Origin of the sequence: Pseudomonas sp. NFX5 (assembly GCF_049132125.1) — a bacterium.
GTDB lineage: Bacteria > Pseudomonadota > Gammaproteobacteria > Pseudomonadales > Pseudomonadaceae > Aquipseudomonas > Aquipseudomonas marginalis.
The window spans coordinates 132,311-150,805 of sequence record NZ_JAFMZG010000009.1; the positions used below are offsets into that span (position 1 = coordinate 132,311).

18 protein-coding genes are annotated in these 18,495 nt (G+C 63.1%); 11 read left to right on the forward strand and 7 right to left on the reverse strand.

The window, feature by feature from the left end; translation table 11 throughout:
• Nucleotides 1-187 precede the first annotated feature (187 nt).
• Entirely contained in the window at nt 188-973 is a 786-nt protein-coding gene (locus J1N02_RS04585) for an outer membrane protein OmpK (protein ID WP_027603912.1), read from the forward strand.
• A 46-nt stretch (nt 974-1,019) separates the two neighbouring features.
• On the opposite strand, the gene J1N02_RS04590 is transcribed toward J1N02_RS04585, so the two are convergent.
• Together J1N02_RS04590 and J1N02_RS04595 are read right to left on the reverse strand one after the other, a co-directional pair.
• Nucleotides 1,020-2,168, reverse strand: coding sequence for a patatin-like phospholipase family protein (locus J1N02_RS04590; RefSeq protein ID WP_027603911.1), 1,149 nt, complete (start codon nt 2,166-2,168; stop codon nt 1,020-1,022).
• Nucleotides 2,169-2,198: 30 nt separating this feature from the next.
• Nucleotides 2,199-3,134, reverse strand: coding sequence for a lipid A biosynthesis lauroyl acyltransferase (locus tag J1N02_RS04595; RefSeq protein WP_027603910.1), 936 nt, complete (start codon nt 3,132-3,134; stop codon nt 2,199-2,201).
• 119 nt (nt 3,135-3,253) lie between these two features.
• Between J1N02_RS04595 and minC the strand changes: the two genes are divergently transcribed.
• The 7 genes from minC to J1N02_RS04630 all read left to right on the forward strand — a co-directional run bounded on the left by minC (nt 3,254) and on the right by J1N02_RS04630 (nt 9,954).
• Nucleotides 3,254-3,991: a septum site-determining protein MinC gene (minC, locus tag J1N02_RS04600; RefSeq protein WP_027603909.1), complete on the forward strand. Its 738-nt coding sequence runs from the start codon at nt 3,254-3,256 to the stop codon at nt 3,989-3,991.
• Between the two features lie 201 nt (nt 3,992-4,192).
• Nucleotides 4,193-5,005 (forward strand): septum site-determining protein MinD, encoded by an 813-nt coding sequence (gene minD, locus J1N02_RS04605; protein ID WP_003175251.1) that lies wholly within the window; start codon nt 4,193-4,195, stop codon nt 5,003-5,005.
• A 3-nt stretch (nt 5,006-5,008) separates the two neighbouring features.
• Nucleotides 5,009-5,263 (forward strand): cell division topological specificity factor MinE, encoded by a 255-nt coding sequence (gene minE / locus J1N02_RS04610; RefSeq protein ID WP_003175252.1) that lies wholly within the window; start codon nt 5,009-5,011, stop codon nt 5,261-5,263.
• Between the two features lie 96 nt (nt 5,264-5,359).
• Nucleotides 5,360-5,995, forward strand: coding sequence for an RluA family pseudouridine synthase (locus J1N02_RS04615; protein ID WP_027603908.1), 636 nt, complete (start codon nt 5,360-5,362; stop codon nt 5,993-5,995).
• 116 nt (nt 5,996-6,111) lie between these two features.
• Nucleotides 6,112-7,401, forward strand: coding sequence for a M18 family aminopeptidase (locus J1N02_RS04620; protein WP_027603907.1), 1,290 nt, complete (start codon nt 6,112-6,114; stop codon nt 7,399-7,401).
• Nucleotides 7,402-7,559: 158 nt separating this feature from the next.
• Complete coding sequence (locus J1N02_RS04625; RefSeq protein WP_016970148.1) at nt 7,560-7,736, forward strand: hypothetical protein; 177 nt, start codon at nt 7,560-7,562, stop codon at nt 7,734-7,736.
• Between the two features lie 52 nt (nt 7,737-7,788).
• Nucleotides 7,789-9,954, forward strand: a complete 2,166-nt coding sequence (locus tag J1N02_RS04630) for a mechanosensitive ion channel family protein (RefSeq protein ID WP_421147196.1) — start codon at nt 7,789-7,791, stop codon at nt 9,952-9,954.
• Nucleotides 9,955-10,253: 299 nt separating this feature from the next.
• On the opposite strand, the gene J1N02_RS04635 is transcribed toward J1N02_RS04630, so the two are convergent.
• The 5 genes from J1N02_RS04635 to J1N02_RS04655 all read right to left on the reverse strand — a co-directional run bounded on the left by J1N02_RS04635 (nt 10,254) and on the right by J1N02_RS04655 (nt 14,992).
• The gene (locus J1N02_RS04635) at nt 10,254-10,475 is read right to left on the reverse strand and encodes an MbtH family protein (RefSeq protein WP_027603905.1); all 222 of its coding nucleotides are present in this window, start codon (nt 10,473-10,475) and stop codon (nt 10,254-10,256) included.
• 82 nt (nt 10,476-10,557) lie between these two features.
• Nucleotides 10,558-11,952, reverse strand: a complete 1,395-nt coding sequence (locus J1N02_RS04640) for an aspartate aminotransferase family protein (protein WP_092355137.1) — start codon at nt 11,950-11,952, stop codon at nt 10,558-10,560.
• A gap of 149 nt (nt 11,953-12,101) precedes the next feature.
• Entirely contained in the window at nt 12,102-12,869 is a 768-nt protein-coding gene (locus J1N02_RS04645) for an N-acetylmuramoyl-L-alanine amidase (protein WP_092355140.1), read from the reverse strand.
• A gap of 123 nt (nt 12,870-12,992) precedes the next feature.
• Nucleotides 12,993-14,315: an ATP-binding protein gene (locus tag J1N02_RS04650; RefSeq protein WP_108573785.1), complete on the reverse strand. Its 1,323-nt coding sequence runs from the start codon at nt 14,313-14,315 to the stop codon at nt 12,993-12,995.
• Nucleotides 14,312-14,992, reverse strand: coding sequence for a response regulator (locus J1N02_RS04655; RefSeq protein WP_027603901.1), 681 nt, complete (start codon nt 14,990-14,992; stop codon nt 14,312-14,314). The genes J1N02_RS04650 and J1N02_RS04655 overlap by 4 nt, the downstream gene beginning before the upstream one ends.
• Nucleotides 14,993-15,168: 176 nt before the next feature.
• On the opposite strand from J1N02_RS04655, the gene dsbD reads away from it, so the two are divergent.
• Genes dsbD through dsbG form a run of 3 tightly spaced genes read left to right on the forward strand, consistent with a single transcriptional unit; the run spans nt 15,169 to nt 18,484 of the window.
• On the forward strand, nt 15,169-16,896 hold the full coding sequence (dsbD, locus tag J1N02_RS04660; protein WP_421147197.1) for a protein-disulfide reductase DsbD: 1,728 nt from the start codon (nt 15,169-15,171) through the stop codon (nt 16,894-16,896).
• Nucleotides 16,896-17,747, forward strand: a complete 852-nt coding sequence (locus J1N02_RS04665) for a prolipoprotein diacylglyceryl transferase family protein (protein WP_421147198.1) — start codon at nt 16,896-16,898, stop codon at nt 17,745-17,747. The genes dsbD and J1N02_RS04665 overlap by 1 nt, the downstream gene beginning before the upstream one ends.
• Nucleotides 17,723-18,484 carry a thiol:disulfide interchange protein DsbG gene (gene dsbG, locus J1N02_RS04670; RefSeq protein WP_421147199.1) on the forward strand — a complete coding sequence of 254 codons (762 nt, stop codon included), beginning with the start codon at nt 17,723-17,725 and terminating at the stop codon, nt 18,482-18,484. Before J1N02_RS04665 ends, dsbG begins: the two co-directional genes overlap by 25 nt.
• Nucleotides 18,485-18,495: the final 11 nt, after the last annotated feature.

The following is an 18,495-nucleotide window of genomic DNA, read 5'->3' on the forward strand; positions in this document are numbered from 1 at the left end:
TGAGCCCTGACGTGGGAGCCAGTATTCTCCGCGCCCGCTTGAATCGACGGTTGTTTACCGCCTTGGCGCGGGTCTTGCTGTAGCAATAAAGCTGACCATTCAGACCACTTTTGTAACCACTAAAGGCGCCGCACCAGAGCGCTTGTGTAGAAGAAAAACCATAAAACTTTAACTCGGGAGCAACCGAATGAAACCTCTGTTCAAAGGCCTGATGCTGGCGGGATCCCTGCTGGCCGGCGGCCAGGCCGTGGCCGGTGACTTGTTGCAGTGGCAGAACAACAGCCTGACGTATCTGTGGGGCAAGAGCTTTACCGTCAACCCGCAGATCCAGCAAACCGTCACGTTCGAACATGCCGATGCCTGGAAGTACGGCGACAACTTCGTCTTCGTCGACCGCATCTTTTACAACGGCAAGGAAGACGGCAACGTCGGCCCAAGCACGTATTACGGTGAGATCAGCCCGCGACTGTCGTTCGGCAAGATTTTCGACCAGGACCTGTCCTTCGGCCCGATCAAGGATGTGTTGCTGGCCTTCACGTATGAGTTCGGCGAAGGCGACAACGAGTCGTACCTGCTCGGCCCTGGCTTCGACCTGAACATCCCGGGCTTCGACTACTTCCAGCTGAACTTCTACCAGCGCCAGACCGAAGGCAATCGCCCAGGCGACGGTGTATGGCAGATCACCCCGGTATGGTCGTACACCCTGCCGGTGGGCAACTCGAATATCCTGATCGACGGCTTCATGGATTGGGTGGTGGACAACGACAAGAACGCCCGTGGCACTTACCACGCCAACCTGCACTTCAACCCGCAGGTCAAATACGACTTGGGCAAGGCGCTGCATTGGGGCGACAAGCAGTTGTACGTGGGCTTTGAATACGACTACTGGAAGAACAAGTACGGGATCGAGGATTCCGGCGCGTTCAAGACGACCCAGGACACGGCGAGCTTCCTGGTCAAGTATCACTTCTAAAAGCTACTGCAAGACACATGTGGGAGGGACTTGCTCCCTCCCACATTCAGATAGGCGGCAGGCCCAGGAACCGCATGATCTCTTCACGCTTGGCCAGCGCATCCTTCCTGCCCAACTCAATCAACTCGCTGCAATACCCCGCCTCGAACAGCAAGTAACTCAGCACCCCTGCCCCGCTCGTCTTGGTCGCCCCCGGCCCACGCAGGAACAGACGCAATGCCGCCGGCAATTCCTGCCGATGCCTTGCGGCGATTTCGTCGATCGGCTGGCTTGGCGCAATGACCAGCACTTCCACCGGTGCCAGGCCACGGGCCGCGCTGTCGGCTGGCTGGTGATGGCTGAACTGGTTCAGACGCTCCAGCAGTTCGATATCGCTTTCCAGGCTGTCAATGAACGTGCTGTTGAGCATATGCCCGCCGATCTGGGCCAACGTCGGCTCCTGGCCGGTATAGGTGCGTTGCGCCATCGGTTCATTGCCCCGCGGGTTACCGCTGACACCCACCACCAGCACCCGGGTCGCCCCCAGGTGCAGCGCCGGGCTGATGGGGGCGGATTGGCGCACCGCGCCGTCACCGAAGTATTCCTGGTCGAGTTTCACCGGGGCAAACAGCAAGGGGATCGCCGAACTGGCCAGCAGGTGTTCAACGGTCAGTTGCGTCGGCACTCCGATACGCCGATGGCGCAACCAGGCGTCGATGGTGCCGCCGCCCTGATAGAAGGTCACCGCCTGCCCGGATTCATAGCCGAAGGCCGTGACGGCGACCGCATGCAGGTGCTGTTGGCGGATGGCCTCGTCGATACCTGCCAAATGCAGTTTGTCCTGCAACAAGTCCCGCAGCGGCGAGCTGTTGAGCAGCGCCACCGGCAACTGCCGGCCCAGCCCCAGCAAGCTGTGGGTAAAGAAGCGACTCGCCTGGCGCACCACCCCCGGCCAATCGCTGCGCAATACCAGGTGGCTGCGAAACCCCTGCCAGAACGCAGTCAGGCGCTGGATCGCCGCCGTGAAGTCCATCGCACCGCTGGCCAGGCTCACCGCATTGATCGCACCGGCCGACGTGCCGACGATCACCGGAAAAGGGTTGGGAGCCCCCGGCGGCAACAGCTCGGCAATCGCCGCCAATACCCCCACCTGATACGCCGCTCGCGCCCCGCCGCCGGAAAGAATCAAGCCTGTAACCGGTTCAGCTGCGCGCATTGCATCACTCCATGTGGGGGAAATTCGGTCTTAGCGACGGCGTTTTTCGTACAGCTTGGGTTCGCCCGGTGGCCGACTCTTGAAGCGGCGGTGGGTCCACAGGTATTGCTCGGGACATTCACGCACCGAGGCTTCCACCCACTGGTTGATGCGCAGGCAGTCGACTTCATCGCTTTCGCCGGGGAAGTCGGTCAACGGCGGGTGGATCACCAGGCGGTAACCGCTGCCGTCCGCCAGGCGCTGCTGGGTGAACGGCACCACCAGCGCCTTGCCCAGCTTGGCGAACTTGCTGGTGGCAGGCACGGTGGCGGCCTGGATGCCGAACAGCGGCACGAAGATACTTTGCTTGGCGCCGTAGTCCTGGTCCGGTGCATACCAGATGGCGCGGCCGGCACGCAGCAGCTTGAGCATGCCGCGCACGTCTTCGCGCTCGACCGCCAGGGAGTCGAGGTTATGCCGCTCGCGGCCACGGCGCTGGATATAGTCGAACAGCGGGTTGCCGTGCTCGCGGTACATGCCGTCGATGGTGTGCTTCTGCCCCAGCAGGGCCGCACCGATTTCCAGGGTGGTGAAGTGCAGGGCCATGAGGATCACGCCCTTGCCATCCAGTTGGGCCTGCTTGAGGTGTTCCAGGCCTTCGACATGGGCCAGGCGCGCCAGGCGCTGGCGCGACCACCACCAGCTCATGGCCATTTCGAAGAAGGCAATGCCGGTGGAGGCGAAGTTTTCCTTGAGCAGCTTCTTGCGCTCTGCGGGGGATTTTTCCGGGAAACACAGTTCCAGGTTGCGTGCGGCGATGCGGCGACGTTCGCCGGCCACACGGTACATGCCTGCACCCAGCAGGCGACCAATGGTCAGCAGCGCACGGTACGGCAGTTGGGTCACCAGCCACAGCAGGCCGAGTCCCAGCCATAACAGCCAAAAGCGCGGGTGAAAAAATACAGCTCGAAAACGCGGGCGATCCATTACAGATTCCGGGAAAGACAGGGCCGCGCATTCTACAACGGTTCGACTCGGCTTGCGGCCAGTGAGTGTTCTCGTTATAAGTCTCGACACTTTTCGTGACAAGCCGCTTTTTGCCGACCATGAGCCAAACCGAACCGCTAGACCAAGATCCCGTGTTCCAGCTGAAAGGCAGCATGCTCGCCATCACCGTGCTGGAACTGGCCCGCAACGACCTCGACGCCCTGGACCGCCAGCTCGCCGCCAAGGTCGCCCTGGCGCCGAACTTCTTCAACAACGCCCCGCTGGTACTGGCCCTGGACAAACTGCCGGCCGGCCAGGGCAGCATCGACCTGCCCGGCCTGATGCGCGTGTGCCGCTCCCACGGCCTGCGAACCCTGGCGATTCGTGCCAGCCGCATCGAAGACATTGCCGCCGCCATCGCCATTGAACTGCCAGTACTGCCACCCTCCGGCGCGCGTGAGCGTCCACTGGAACCTTTGGTCGGCGAAGTGCAGAAAAAACCGGAAAAACCAGCGGAACCGACGATCAAGCCTACAAAGATAATCACCACGCCCGTACGCGGCGGACAGCAGATTTACGCCCAGGGCGGCGACCTGGTGGTGATCTCTTCGGTCAGTCCCGGCGCGGAACTTCTCGCCGATGGCAATATCCATGTATACGGCCCGATGCGCGGACGTGCCCTCGCCGGCATCAAGGGGGATACCAAGGCGCGCATTTTTTGCCAGCAATTGACCGCTGAGCTGGTGTCCATTGCGGGCCAGTACAAGGTTTCGGAAGATTTGCGCCGCGATCCGCTGTGGGGAGCCGCGGTGCAGGTCAGCCTGTCGGGCGATGTGTTGAACATCATCCGTCTTTAACGGATACTGCCGCATTTTCCAAGCATCTCTAGACTCTGATAGCACAGCGAAACTGGCATTACTTGCGTAGGAACATTTGAAGGTTGGCGTTTTTCCTGCGAAAACCCGTCTTTTTTCCTACAAAGGCTGTCCGCCTGCGGCGAGTTCCAAGAGATGTTTTTCAGGGGCTGAAAAGTCCTTTTTCCTTAGGGGTGAAACACCTTGGCCAAGATTCTCGTGGTTACATCCGGCAAGGGTGGTGTGGGTAAGACCACCACCAGCGCCGCTATCGGTACCGGCCTCGCTCTGCGCGGCCACAAGACAGTCATCGTCGACTTCGACGTCGGTTTGCGTAACCTCGACCTGATCATGGGCTGCGAACGCCGCGTGGTGTACGACTTCGTCAACGTGGTGAACGGCGAAGCCAACCTGCAACAGGCCCTGATCAAGGACAAGCGCCTTGAGAACCTGTATGTACTGGCCGCCAGCCAGACCCGCGACAAAGATGCGCTGACCAAGGAAGGCGTAGGCAAGGTCCTCGCTGAACTGAAGGAAACCTTCGAGTACGTGGTCTGCGACTCCCCGGCCGGTATCGAAACCGGTGCTCACCTGGCGATGTACTTCGCCGATGAAGCCATCGTGGTGACCAACCCGGAAGTGTCTTCGGTACGTGACTCGGACCGCATGCTCGGCCTGTTGGCCAGCAAGTCCAAGCGCGCCGAGGAAGGCCAGGACCCGATCAAGGAACACCTGCTGCTCACCCGCTACAACCCTGAGCGCGTCAGCAACGGCGAAATGCTCGGTGTTGAAGACGTCAAGGAAATCCTCGCCGTAACCCTGCTGGGTGTGATCCCGGAATCCCAGGCCGTGCTGAAGGCTTCCAACCAGGGCGTCCCGGTGATTCTCGACGACCAGAGCGACGCCGGCCAGGCGTACAGCGATGCGGTTGATCGCTTGCTGGGCAAGACCGTGGAACATCGCTTCCTCGATGTTAAGAAGAAGGGATTCTTCGAGCGTATCTTTGGAGGCAACTAAACAATGAAATTTCTCGACTTCTTTCGCGCCAACAAAAAGCCAAGCACCGCGTCGGTCGCGAAAGAGCGTCTACAGATCATCGTGGCGCACGAACGCGGCCAACGCAGTACCCCGGATTACCTGCCAGCCTTGCAGAAGGAGCTGGTGGAGGTGATCCGCAAGTACGTCAATATCGGCAACGATGACGTGCATGTCGCCCTGGAAAATGACGGCAGCTGCTCGATTCTGGAACTCAATATCACCCTGCCTGATCGTTGATCGAACAGGCGGCCGCCACGGCGGCTCGGTCACCTTGATCCCTTCGCGGGAACCGGGTGGTCGAGCCGCCGTTGGCGTTTGTTGCGAGGCTGTTTAATGCCGCTGTCCACTATTCATATCCTGCATCAGGACGATGCTGTCCTGGTGGTGAACAAGCCGACCCTGTTGCTCTCGGTGCCCGGCCGCGCCGATGACAACAAGGACTGCCTGATTACCCGCCTGCAGGAAAACGGCTACCCCGAAGCCCGCATCGTCCATCGCCTGGACTGGGAAACCTCGGGGATCATCCTGCTGGCCCGGGATGCCGATACCCATCGCGAACTGTCCCGCCAGTTTCACGACCGCGAAACCGAAAAGGCCTACACCGCGTTGGCCTGGGGCCAGCCGGAACTGGACAGCGGCAGCATCGACCTGCCCTTGCGCTATGACCCGCCGACCAAACCCCGCCATGTGGTGGACCACGAGTTCGGCAAGCATGCGCTGACCTTCTGGAAAGTGCTGGAACGCTGTGGCGACTGGTGCCGCGTCGAGCTGACGCCGATTACCGGAAGGTCGCACCAGTTGCGCGTGCACATGCTGTCCATCGGGCATCCGTTGCTCGGTGACGGCCTGTATGCCCATGAACAGGCCCTGGCTGCCTGGCCGCGCCTGTGCCTGCACGCGAGCATGCTGAGCTTCACTCACCCGCAAAGCGGTGAGCGCTTGCGCTTTGAGTGCCCGGCGCCCTTCTAAAGCTGTAAATACAGTACATGTGGGAGAGGCGGTGCGACTTGCCTCCTCCCACATTTGTTCTGTGCACTTCTCGCCCTCGAACGGTAAACTCCGCGCATTGCTGTCTGGAGCTATTTATGCGCGAAGCGTTGAATCAAGGCCTGATCGACTTCCTCAAGGCCTCCCCTACTCCTTTTCATGCCACCGCCGCCCTGGCCCAGCGCCTGGAAGCGGCCGGTTTCCAGCGCCTCGACGAGCGCGAGACCTGGGCCACCGAAGCCAACGGTCGCTACTACGTGACCCGCAACGATTCCTCGATCATCGCCTTCAAGCTCGGCCGCCATTCGCCGTTGCAAGGCGGGATTCGCCTGGTCGGCGCCCATACCGACAGCCCGTGCCTGCGGGTCAAGCCCCAGCCTGAGCTGCAACGCCAGGGCTTCTGGCAACTCGGCGTGGAAGTCTACGGCGGCGCGCTGCTGGCGCCGTGGTTCGACCGCGACCTGTCCCTGGCCGGCCGCGTCACCTTCCGCCGTGACGGCAAGGTCGAAAGCCAGCTGATCGACTTCAAGCTGCCCATCGCCATCATCCCCAACCTGGCCATTCACCTGAACCGTGAAGCCAACCAGGGCTGGGCGATCAATGCCCAGACCGAATTGCCGCCGATCCTCGCGCAATTTGCCGGTGATGAACGCGTGGACTTCCGTGCCGTGCTCACCGAGCAGCTGGCACGGGAGCATGGGCTGAACGCCGATGTGGTACTCGACTACGAGTTGAGCTTCTACGACACCCAGAGCGCCGCCGTCATCGGCCTGAACGGCGACTTCATCGCCGGCGCACGCCTCGATAACCTGCTGTCGTGCTACGCCGGCCTGCAAGCCTTGCTCACCAGCGAGAGCGACGAAACCTGCGTGCTGGTGTGCAACGACCACGAGGAAGTCGGTTCCTGCTCGGCCTGCGGTGCCGACGGCCCGATGCTGGAACAGACCCTGCGTCGCCTGTTGCCTGAAGGTGATGAATTCGTACGCACCATTCAGAAATCCCTGCTGGTGTCGGCCGACAATGCCCACGGCGTACACCCCAACTACGCCGATAAGCACGACGCCAACCACGGCCCCAAGCTCAATGCCGGCCCGGTGATCAAGGTCAACAGCAACCAGCGCTACGCCACCAACAGCGAAACCGCCGGGTTCTTCCGTCACCTGTGCATGGCCCAGGAAGTGCCGGTGCAGAGCTTCGTGGTGCGCAGCGACATGGGCTGCGGCTCGACCATCGGCCCGATCACCGCCAGCCACCTGGGTGTGCGTACGGTGGATATCGGTTTGCCGACGTTTGCCATGCACTCCATTCGTGAACTGTGCGGCAGCCATGACCTGGCGCATCTGGTGAAGGTGTTGGGCGCGTTCTACGCCAGCCACGACCTGCCCTAAGACCAGGACTGGATGTCGTCAACATGTGGGAGGGGCGGTGCGACGATTCGCACTTGCCCCCCACATTTGGTTTACGTCCACCTGATCTGCATCACCTGCATTTCCTGCAATCCGACCTAGACTTGTCAGTATTCCCACTCCGACAAGGCCGTCGCCCCATGATCTCCATGTCCTCCTTCCACGCCATGCTTATCCCTATCCTGATCGGCATGATCATGCTCGCCGTCGGCTTCAACTTCCGCGACAAGCCCCTCGGCGTGTTCGGCATGTGGGTCGGCATGCTGCTGATCCTGGGCACCGTGGTGTACAAGATCCTCGCCAAACTGGCCGAATGACGCTTGCACTCGTACACTCGCTCAACCCGTCGTTTCCAAGGTTGACCGCCTCGTGCTTTCCCGTCTGTTTGCCCTGCCCTGCTGTTTCCTGATCGCCCTGCTCACGCTGCTGCCGCTCTCGCCTGCCCAAGCGGTGGGCCTGCCCGGGCTGCTCGGCACCACCAAGGCCCAACCCCAGGCCGAAGTGCCGTTGGGGCAGTCGCTGGACGAGGTGATCAAGACCCTGGAAAACGACCAGCAACGCACCCAGTTGCTGAGCGACTTGAAGAAGCTGCGCGCCGCTACCCAGAAGGCCCAGCCCGCCGCCGAGCAAGGCGTGCTCGGGCTGATCGGCAGTACGCTGTCGGGCCTGGAGCAGCAGTTCTCCGGCGCCGACAGCCCGCTGGGGCGCTGGTCGAATGAAATCGACCTGGCCAAGGACGAACTCAGCGCCCTGATGCTGCCGGCCAGCGAATGGCTGCCGATCATTTTCGGCTTTGCAGTGATTCTCGCGGTATGGAGCCTGCTGGCAGCCGCGTTGATCTGGCTGAGCCACCGGGTACGCGAGCGCTTCGGCCTGCCCGAGGAGCTGCCGCAACACCCGCGTACCTGGGACATGCTGCGCTTCGCCCTGCGCAAGCTGGGGCCCTGGCTGATCGCACTGGTGATCACCGTGTACCTGAGCTACGCCCTGCCCTCGTCCCTGGGCAAATCCCTGGCGATGGTGCTGGCGTATGCGCTGGTGGTCGGCACCTGTTTCTCGGCGATCTGCGTGATTGCCTTCTCCCTGCTCGACGGCCCGCACCGCCACCGCGCGCTGTATATCCTGCGCCACCAGGCGTTCCGCCCGCTGTGGTGGATCGGCAGCTTTGCCGCCTTCGGTGAAGCCTTGAGCGACCCGCGGCTGGTGGCTGCGCTCGGCCAGCACCTGGCCCACACGGCGGCCACGGTCGCCAATGTGATGGCCGCGCTGTCCACCGGCGTGTTCATCCTGCGTTTCCGACGGCCGATCGCCCACCTGATCCGCAACCAGCCCCTGTCGCGCCGCCTGACCCGCCGCGCCCTCAGCGACACCATCGAGATCGTCGGCACCTTCTGGTACATCCCCGCCTTGCTGTTGGTGGGCATCTCGCTGTTCGCCACCTTCGTCTCCGCCGGCGACACCAGCACCGCCCTGCGCCAGTCGCTGTTGTGCACGGTGTTGCTGGTGTTGTGCATGGTGATCAACGGCCTGGTGCGGCGCCATGCGCTCAAGCCGCAACGGGGGCACAAGCGCCATGCGCTGTACTCCGAACGCCTGAAAAGCTTCGTCTACACCCTCGCCCACCTGGTGGTGTGGCTGGTGTTTATCGAACTCGGGCTGCGGGTCTGGGGCCTGTCGCTGATCCGCTTTACCGAAGGCGACGGCCATGAAATCAGCGTCAAGCTGTTCGGCCTGGGCGGCACGCTGCTATTTGCCTGGTTGATCTGGATCCTCAGCGACACCGCCATCCATCACGCCCTCACCCGCTCGCGCAAAGGCCTGGCCAATGCCCGCGCGCAGACCATGATGCCGCTGATCCGCAACGTGCTGTTCGTGACCATCTTCATCATCGCCGCCATCGTCGCCCTGGCGAACATGGGCATGAACGTCACGCCACTGCTGGCCGGTGCCGGTGTGATCGGCCTGGCCATCGGTTTTGGTGCGCAGTCACTGGTGGCCGACTTGATCACCGGCCTGTTCATCATCATCGAAGACTCCCTGGCCATCGATGACTACGTGGACGTCGGCGGCCACCTCGGCACCGTCGAAGGCCTGACCATCCGTACCGTGCGCCTGCGCGACATTGACGGCATCGTGCACACCATCCCGTTCAGCGAGATCAAGAGCATCAAGAACTACTCGCGGGAGTTCGGCTATGCGATCTTCCGGGTGGCGATCCCGTACAACATGGAAATCGACGATGCGATCAAGCTGATGCGCGATGTCGGCCAGAAAATGCGCAACGATCCGCTGCAACGCCGCAATATCTGGTCGCCGCTGGAGATCCAGGGGGTGGAAAGCTTCGAGTCAGGCAGTGCGATCCTGCGCGCGCGCTTCAAGACGGCGCCGATCAAGCAGTGGGAAGTGTCGCGGGCGTTCAACCTGTCGCTGAAGCGGCATCTGGATGAAGCCGGTCTGGACCTGGCCACGCCGCGCTTGAGTGTGCAGGTGGTGACGGGGGCTGCGGGGGGGTTGGAGAAGGACAAGAACGCGTAAGGTCAGGGCGAATGTGATGAGCTTATTGTGGTTTGTGGTGAACTTATTGTGGTGAGCGGGCTTGTGGTGGTGAGCGGGCTTGCCCCGCGCTGGGCTGCGAAGCAGCCCCAAAACCAGCCGCTGAGTTATGCCTGATACACCGAGTGCTTCTTGAGTGGGGCTGCTTCGCAGCCCAGCGCGGGGCAAGCCCGCTCACCACAACAAGCCCGCTCACCACAACAAGCCCGCTTGCCACAAAAAGCCTGCTTGCCACAACAGGCCCGCCCACCATAACAGGCCGGCCTACTGAAGGTTTTGCGTCAGGCCAGCGTTGCGCCGTCCATCTTCTGGCGCAGGCTCAACGGACGCATATCGGTCCAGGTTTCTTCGATGTAGGCCAGGCACTCTTTCTTCAGGCCGCTCTTGCCCACGGTGCGCCAGCCTTCCGGCACGGCCTTGTAGTCGGGCCAGATGGAATACTGTTCTTCATGGTTGACCACTACCTGAAACAGGATGTCGTCGCGGTCAAATACTGAGGTCATTGCTGTTCTCCATCGCTCAAAGGCTGGCTGCGCACCACGCGCAGCGCTGATATCTGTAGAAACGTACCAACACGCCAAAAAATTAGAGGCTGGCGACGGCTGCCGCCAGGGCGCGCCCGAAGATCTCGGCCACGCGGTCGATCTCGGCGGCGCTGATCACCAGGGGCGGCAGGAAGCGCACCACGCTGCCATGCCGGCCGCCCAGCTCGAGGATCAGGCCGCGCTTGAGGCATTCGCGCTGTACCAGCGGTGCCAGCTGGCGATGCACCGGCGGGTGGCCCTGGATATCCAGGGTGCCGTCCGGGTCCACCAGTTCCACGCCGAGCATCAGCCCGCGCCCGCGAATATCCCCCAGGTGCGGGTAGTCACGCTGCAGGATGCGCAGGTGTTCGCCCAGGCGCTCGCCCATGGCGGTCGCGTGGCCGGCCAGGTCGTGCTCCTTGAGGTAGCGCATCACCGCCGAACCGGCCGCCATGGCCATCTGATTGCCACGGAATGTCCCGGCATGGGCGCCCGGCAGCCAGGTGTCGAGCCAGTCGCGATACACCACCACCGCCAACGGCAGGCTGCCGCCGATGGCCTTGGACATCACCACCACATCCGGAATGATGCCGGCGTGCTCGAAGGCAAACATCTTGCCGGTACGGCCGAAACCGCTCTGAATCTCATCGACAATCAACGCCACGCCGGCCTGTTCGGTGATGCGCCGCAGGCCGCGCAGCCAGTCGAGATCGGCCGGGATCACCCCGCCCTCGCCCTGCACCACTTCGACAATCACCGCCGCCGGCAGCAACACCCCGGCTTCAGGATCGTTGAGCAGGTTTTCCAGGTAATGCAGATTTACCCGCACGCCTTCTGCGCCGCCGAGACCGAACGGGCAACGGTAGTCGTAAGGGAATGGCAAAAACTGCACGCCATTGCCGAGCAAGGCACCCAAGGGTTTTTTCGGCCCCAGGCTGCCCATCAGGCTCAACGCGCCCTGGCTCATGCCGTGATAACCGCCCTGGAACGACAGCACCGTGCTGCGCCCCGTGGCAGTGCGCACCAATTTCAACGCCGCTTCCACGGCATCGGTACCGGTGGGGCCGCAGAACTGGATCTTGGCTTCCCGCGCCAGTTCCGCCGGCAGCAGGCCGAACAGGTCCTGCACAAACTGGTCCTTGACCGGCGTGGTCAGGTCCAGGGTGTGCAACGGCAGTTCGTCGCTCAGCACTTGCTGGATGGCCTGGATCACCACCGGGTGGTTGTGACCCAACGCCAGGGTGCCGGCGCCGGCCAGGCAGTCGATGAAACTGCGACCCTCCACGTCTTCCACGTAGATCCCCTTGGCGCGCTTGAGCGCCAGGGGAATGCGCCGTGGGTAACTGCGGGCGTTGGATTCCTGCTGGCGCTGGCGGGCCAGCAGCGGGCTTTCGTCGAACTGATAAAGCGTTTCATGCACCTGGGTATCTTCGATACGGCTGGTAGCGACTGACATCTCTCGATCCCTCAATACGCGGATGATGGTGACCAAACTGCCGATCCGTTGGCGTCTGGCCCAAGGGCATGCGCACGGATTTCCTGTTCTGGAGACGCACCAGCGAGAAAAGGATTTAGGGGGCAGTGATGGTTGACTGATGGATGAGATCAAAGTCCGCGGTATTTTTCGTTCAAGGCATACAGGATCGCGCAGGTCTCGGCATCCAACACACCACCATAATCCCGCGCCCGAAAGTGCATCTGAAACGCCCGGGTGCGCTGCTCGAACGCCTGGCGATTCTGCGCCGGCTTATAGCCATAGCGCTGAAATGCCCGCTCCACCTCCACTTCAGGCGGCAGCCCGACACAAAACCGGCGCTGGTACATGGCCCGCGTCGACTCGTCGAACCACGCCCCGACTCCCGCCTCGAACAAACCGCGCCACGGCAGGCGCGGTCCCGGATCGCTCTTGCGCCAGTACGCCACGTCCGAATGCCCAAGAATGTCGGCCGGTCCGATCTGCGGGTAACGCCCAAGGATGTCGCGAAGCAATGCGATCAACACCGCCACCTGCTCCTGGCCGTACGCGGGAAAGGTGAATACGCCGCCGTCATCCCGGGCCAGGTTGACGATTTCGATGCCGATCGCCCGACTGTTGAGGTTATCGCGCCCACCCCAGTGGCTCGCCCCGGCATGCCAGGCGCGCTGGTTTTCGTGCACCAGGCGAAACACGCGCAACTCGTCATACCCGGCGGCGCGGTAGCCGGGCTCATGGGGATCCGGCAGCAGGTAATGCGCGCTGACCCCGTTACGGGTGAGGGTGCGCAAGGAGGAGGCGAACGGGGCCGCGGTGTAATGCAGGATCACCTGCCGCACGGGTTCGCCGTGACGTTCGTTGAAATCCCTGGCGGGGAAACTGGTATCGATGACCAACATAAGAACCGTCCTTTTCAATACAGGCCGAGTCTTTCGGCCCGTTCAAGCGCAAAAAAATTACCGCCATCCTGAAGGCTTGCACCTCAAGCGGGCGGTAACTATTTGGCACGTGAAAGAACGCGGTCAGCGCCGCAACGGCATGCCCAGGTCAACGCGCAGGCCATCCACCTGGCTGTCGAACTTCAATGAGCAGGAACAGCGCTGCACGATCGCCTGCACGATCGCCAGGCCCAGGCCACAGCCCTCGCTGTTGCCGTTGCGCCAGAAGCGTTGGGTGAGGTATTGCAGGTCTTCGGGGGAGATCTGCTTGCCGTGGTCGCGCACGCGGAAGATCACGTGATCGGCGGCGGTAAACACGCTGAGCTCCACCCGTGTGTCTGCGGGTGTGTGGCGCAGGGCGTTGTCCAGCAGGTTGCGCAGGGCGGCAACTGCCAGGCCCACCGGCATGTCCACCGGGGTTTCGCTGAGGTTATCCGCCAGGTTCAGGTCGATACGCCCATTATCGCCGGCATTCGCATCCTGGATCGCCAGCCGTGCGACTTCCTCGGCGCTGGACTGCACGCCATCGTCGAATGACAGGCTGCCTTCCACCCGCGCCAACAGCAGCAATTGCTCCAGGGTGCGATGCAAGCGGTCGGCGCCCTCCTCGGCATGGACCAGGGACTGGTCGCGGGCCGCGCCTTCGGTCATGCGCGCCACTTGCAGGTGGGTCTTGATCGCCGTCAACGGGCTGCGCAGCTCGTGGGCGGCGTCGCCGGTGAGGCGGCGTTCGCGCTCGATGGTCTTGGCGATGCGTTGCAGCAGTTGGTTCTGGGTGTCGAGCAGCGGCTTGAGCTCGCTGGGCAGCGGGTGGATCTGCAACGGCTCGAGGGAATCGGCACTGCGGCGCATCAGCGCGTCACGCATGCGGTTGAGCGGCAGCAGGCTCTGGCCGATGCCCAGCCACAACAGGCACAGGCAACCGAGCATCGCCACGCCCACCGGCACCGAGGCGGCGAGCAGGATCGACAGGTTCAGCGCCTCGCGCTCCACCTGGCGGTCGGCGGTGGTGATCAACAGGTCGCCACGGGACAGGGTAAAACTGCGCCAGCCCACGCCATCGATGACCTGGTCACGAAAGCCGCTCTTGCGCGACTCCAGGCCCTCATCCGGCGTGGTATGGCTGCGGGCGAGGATTTCCCCGCGCAAGGAGCTGACCTGGCACGCCATGCCCCCCGGCACATTCAGTTGCTCGGCGCTGAAATGCGCGCCGCCGCTGACACTGGCCAGGCCCGGCATCTGCTCGGTCAGGCCCGCCACCATGCGCGCCGACGCCACCAGACGCTGGTCGAGGGAGAACATCATCTGATTGCGCAGGTCGTTGAGCATCCAGGCCGCCGCCAGTGCCCAGATCAGCACAAACGCGGCGCCGAGCTTGAACGTCAGGCGCAGGCGCAGGCTTTTCACGAAACGTTCTCGCCATCGTCTGCCGGGCCGAGGCGATAACCCAGGCCGCGTACGGTCTCGACGATGCCATTGCCCAACTTGCGCCGCAGGTGATGGATATGCACGTTGAGGGCGTTGCTTTCCAGTTCATCGTTGAAGCCGTAGACGCTGTCCTTGAGTTGCTCGCTGGACAGCACCCGGCCCTTGTTGTGCAGCAGCGCCTGCAACAGCGCCTGTTCACGTCGGGACAGGTCCACCGGCTGGCCGCCCAACAGGGTTTCGCGGCTGCTCGGGTCGTAGGTCAGTCGGCCGTGCTCGATCAGGTTGACGCTGCGCCCCGCCATCCGGCGCAGCAGGGTTTGCAGGCGTGCGGCCAATTCGCGCAGGTCGAAGGGTTTGAGCAGGTAGTCATCGGCACCGGCTTGCAGGCCGTCGACACGGTTGGTCACCGAATCCCGCGCGGTGAGGATCAGCACCGGAATCTCCAGGCCCTGGCTGCGCAACTGTTGCAGCAGCTTGAGGCCGTCTTCGTCGGGCAGGCCGAGGTCAAGCACCATGATGTCGAAGGTCGCCGCCTTGAGCATCGCGCGCGCAGCGGCGGCCGTGGCCACGCGCTCGACTGTAAAGCCCTGGGCTCCGAGGCCGGCCACGATGCCGCTGGCGATCAGTTCGTCGTCTTCACAGACCAGTACGTGCATGCTGAACCCTTCATGAAAGATGGGGGGATTAAAAGTGCAGCGGATTAAGCGCAGATTATGCCGTGAAAAGATGCAAGCTCAGATAATCCCTACACTTTAGAATAGCGCCCGGTTAATCATCGGTTAATCAACGCCACACATTGTGTGCCTCACTTGCATCGAACTAAGGCTTGACCATGCGGCATCTGTTTACCTTTCTGCTGGTGTTATTCGCGGGGTTCGCCCAGGCCGCGCCGGGCAATCCGTTTGAGACCAAACCTGATTTCCTCCCGGTGGGCAAGGCTTTCACCTTTACCTCCGAACGTCTTGAAAGTGGCGAGACCCAGCTGTATTGGCAGATTGCCGACGGTTATTACCTGTACAAGCAGCGCATGAAGTTCGATGGCCTGGCCGAAAAGCCCGTGTTGCCGCAAGGCGAAGCCCATAGCGACGAATTCTTTGGCGAGCAGGAAGTGTATCGCCAGGGCCTGGAAGTGAAGATTCCCGCCGGTGTCACCGGCCAGGTCAAGCTCGGCTGGCAGGGCTGCGCCGATGCAGGGCTGTGCTATCCGCCGCAGTCGATCAGCGTAGACCTGGGCGGCAACCCCGCCGTTGCGGCCACCGCCGAAGCCCAGGACCAGAGCCTGGCCAGCGGCCTGCAACAACGCAGCCTGGGCTGGAGCCTGCTGGTGTTCTTCGGCCTGGGCCTGCTGCTGGCGTTTGCCCCGTGTTCGTTGCCGATGCTGCCGATCCTCGCCGGCCTGGTGGTGGGCAGTGGCGCCAGCCCGCGTCGCGGCTTTGCCCTGGCCGGCAGCTACGTGGTGTGCATGGCGCTGGTGTACGCGGCGCTCGGCGTGCTCGCCGCCCTGCTCGGCGCCAACCTCGCCGCGCTGTTGCAAACCCCGTGGATCCTCGGCAGCTTCGCCGCCTTGTTCGTGATCCTCGCCCTGCCGATGTTCGGCTTCTTCGAACTGCAACTGCCCGTGGCCTTGCGCGATCGCCTGGATAACGTCAGCCGCAACCAGAGCGGCGGCAGCCTGGTCGGCGCCGGGGTGCTCGGCGCGCTGTCCGGCCTGCTGGTGGGGCCGTGCATGACCGCGCCCCTGGCCGGTGCATTGCTGTACATCGCCCAGAGCGGCAATGCCCTGCATGGCGGCCTGATCCTGTTCGCCATGGGCATCGGCATTGGCGTGCCGTTGCTGTTGCTGGTGACCGTGGGCAACCGTTTCCTGCCCAAGCCGGGCACCTGGATGAATGTGCTCAAGGGCATCTTCGGCTTCCTGTTCCTGGCCACCGCCGTGCTGATGATTCGCCCGGTGATCGACGAAAGCCTGTGGCTCGGCCTGTGGGGCGTGCTGGCCATGTCCATGGCCTACTGCGGCTGGCGCCTGGCCCAGGATTTCGGGCGGGTCGCCATGCTGTTCGGCGCCGGTTCCGTGGTCGTGGGGGTGTGGGGCGGCCTGCTGCTGGTGGGTGCTGCGGGTGGCAGCGATGACCTGTGGCAACCGTTGAAGGTCTACAGCGGCTCGCGGTCCACTGCCGCACCCAGCGCCCACGAAGCCTTCATGACCATCAATGACCCCGCTGTGCTGCAAGGCCAGCTCGACAGCGCCAAGGCCCAGGGCCAATGGGTGCTGGTGGACTACTACGCCGACTGGTGCGTGTCGTGCAAGATCATGGAAAAACAGGTGTTCGGCAAACCCGAAGTGCTCGATGCGCTGAAGGACGTACGTCTGCTGCGCCTCGACGTCACCGCCGACACTGCCGCCAGCCGCGCACTGCTGGGCCGCTACCAGGTTCCGGGGCCGCCCAGCTTCGTGTGGATCGGCCCTGACGGTGAGGAACGCCGCGCCCAGCGCATCACCGGCGAAGTGGATGCCGCCGCCTTCCTGCAACGCTGGACTCACGCCCGGGACGCCCTCTGATGCTGACCCTGACCATCGGCACCTTCGCCATCGCCCTGAATCACATCCTGCTGATCAGCGCGTTGATTCTCGCCACCCTGGTGGGTTGGCGCGTGGCCAAGCGTGGCGGTGAAAATCCGGAATCGGTGCTGTTCAGCCTGTTCCTGCTGGGCATGCTGGCGGCCCGCGTCAGCTTCGTGCTGATGTACTGGAGTTACTACAGCAACGACTGGCTGCAGATGGTCGACCTGCGCGACGGCGGATTTCTCGCCTGGCCCGGTATCGTCGCCCTGATCCTCGGTGCACTGCTCTATGGCTGGCGTCGCCCGGCGCTGCGCAAGCCCCTGAGCGCCGGGGTCATCACCGGGCTGGTGTTCTGGGGCATGACCAGCCTGTCCTTGAGCGTGTATGAAAAAGGCACACGCCTGCCGGACATCACCTTGCGCAACGCCAATGGCGAAGTGGTGCAACTGGCCGATTACCAGGGCGGTCCGATGGTGATCAACCTGTGGGCCACCTGGTGCCCGCCGTGCCGCCGCGAAATGCCGGTGCTGGAAAACGCCCAGCGCATGCGCCCCGACGTGACCTTCCTGTTCGTCAACCAGGCCGAAAGCATGCAAAGCGTCAGCACCTTCCTCGCCACCCAGGGCCTGACCCTCGACAACGTGCTGTTCGACGCCAGCGGCCGCCTCGGCCAGGCCGTGGGCTCCATGGCCCTGCCCACCACGCTGTTCTACCAAGCCGACGGGCGCCTGATCAACAGCCACCTGGGCGAGTTGTCCCAGGCCAGCCTGGCCCGTGCCATGGAACCCTTCGACACCGCCCCTGCCGCCACAAGGAAACCGACATGCCTCGCCTCCGCCACCTGCTGACCCTGCTGCCGCTGACGCTGGCGGCCTCCCTGGCCCAGGCCGAAAACTGGCCGGCACCGATCAAACAGATCGAAGCCAAAGGCGCCAAAATCCTCGGCAAGTTCGACGCCCCCAGCGGCCTCACCGGCTACGCCGCGCAATACCAGAACCGCGGCATGGCGCTGTACCTGACCGCCGACGGCAAGAGCGTGATCGCCGGCAACCTGTACGACGCCCAGGGCAATGACCTGAGCAGCGCGCCCCTGGAAAAACTGGTGTACGCGCCGATGGCCAAGGAAGTCTGGGCCAAAATGGAAAAAAGCAGCTGGATCCAGGACGGCGACAAAAACGCCCCGCGCATCGTCTACCTGTTCAGCGACCCCAACTGCCCCTACTGCAACATGTTCTGGGAACAGGCGCGGCCATGGGTAAAAGCCGGCAAGGTCCAACTGCGCCACATCATGGTCGGCATCATCCGCGAAGACAGCGCCGCCAAATCGGCCGCCCTGTTCGCCGCCAAGGACCCGCAAAAGGCCCTGGAAGAACATGAAGCCGCCGGCAAGGGCAGCAAATTGCAGGCGCTGGCCAAGATCCCGGCGGACATCGAAGCCAAGCTCGATGCCAATATGAAGTTGATGGACGAGCTGGAACTGTCGGCGACGCCGGCGATTTTCTACCTGGATGACAAGGGCGGCTTGCAGCAACAGCAAGGGGCGCCGTCGCCGGAGAAGTTGGCGAAGATTATGGGGCCGAATTAAGCGGCGCCTGG

Excerpts from the sequence above, each read along its gene's own strand:
- J1N02_RS04585 (WP_027603912.1), top strand. The coding sequence starts at position 188 with ATGAAACCTCTGTTCAAAGGCCTGATGCTGGCGGGATCCCTGCTGGCC.
- dsbG (WP_421147199.1), top strand. The coding sequence starts at position 17,723 with ATGCCTCGCCTCCGCCACCTGCTGACCCTGCTGCCGCTGACGCTGGCG.
- J1N02_RS04595 (WP_027603910.1), bottom strand. The coding sequence starts at position 3,134 with ATGGATCGCCCGCGTTTTCGAGCTGTATTTTTTCACCCGCGCTTTTGG.
- J1N02_RS04615 (WP_027603908.1), top strand. The coding sequence starts at position 5,360 with ATGCCGCTGTCCACTATTCATATCCTGCATCAGGACGATGCTGTCCTG.
- J1N02_RS04640 (WP_092355137.1), bottom strand. The coding sequence starts at position 11,952 with ATGTCAGTCGCTACCAGCCGTATCGAAGATACCCAGGTGCATGAAACG.
- J1N02_RS04590 (WP_027603911.1), bottom strand. The coding sequence starts at position 2,168 with ATGCGCGCAGCTGAACCGGTTACAGGCTTGATTCTTTCCGGCGGCGGG.
- J1N02_RS04620 (WP_027603907.1), top strand. The coding sequence starts at position 6,112 with ATGCGCGAAGCGTTGAATCAAGGCCTGATCGACTTCCTCAAGGCCTCC.
- J1N02_RS04655 (WP_027603901.1), bottom strand. The coding sequence starts at position 14,992 with ATGCACGTACTGGTCTGTGAAGACGACGAACTGATCGCCAGCGGCATC.
- J1N02_RS04645 (WP_092355140.1), bottom strand. The coding sequence starts at position 12,869 with ATGTTGGTCATCGATACCAGTTTCCCCGCCAGGGATTTCAACGAACGT.
- J1N02_RS04635 (WP_027603905.1), bottom strand. The coding sequence starts at position 10,475 with ATGACCTCAGTATTTGACCGCGACGACATCCTGTTTCAGGTAGTGGTC.
- dsbD (WP_421147197.1), top strand. The coding sequence starts at position 15,169 with ATGCGGCATCTGTTTACCTTTCTGCTGGTGTTATTCGCGGGGTTCGCC.
- minC (WP_027603909.1), top strand. The coding sequence starts at position 3,254 with ATGAGCCAAACCGAACCGCTAGACCAAGATCCCGTGTTCCAGCTGAAA.
- minE (WP_003175252.1), top strand. The coding sequence starts at position 5,009 with ATGAAATTTCTCGACTTCTTTCGCGCCAACAAAAAGCCAAGCACCGCG.
- J1N02_RS04625 (WP_016970148.1), top strand. The coding sequence starts at position 7,560 with ATGATCTCCATGTCCTCCTTCCACGCCATGCTTATCCCTATCCTGATC.
- J1N02_RS04665 (WP_421147198.1), top strand. The coding sequence starts at position 16,896 with ATGCTGACCCTGACCATCGGCACCTTCGCCATCGCCCTGAATCACATC.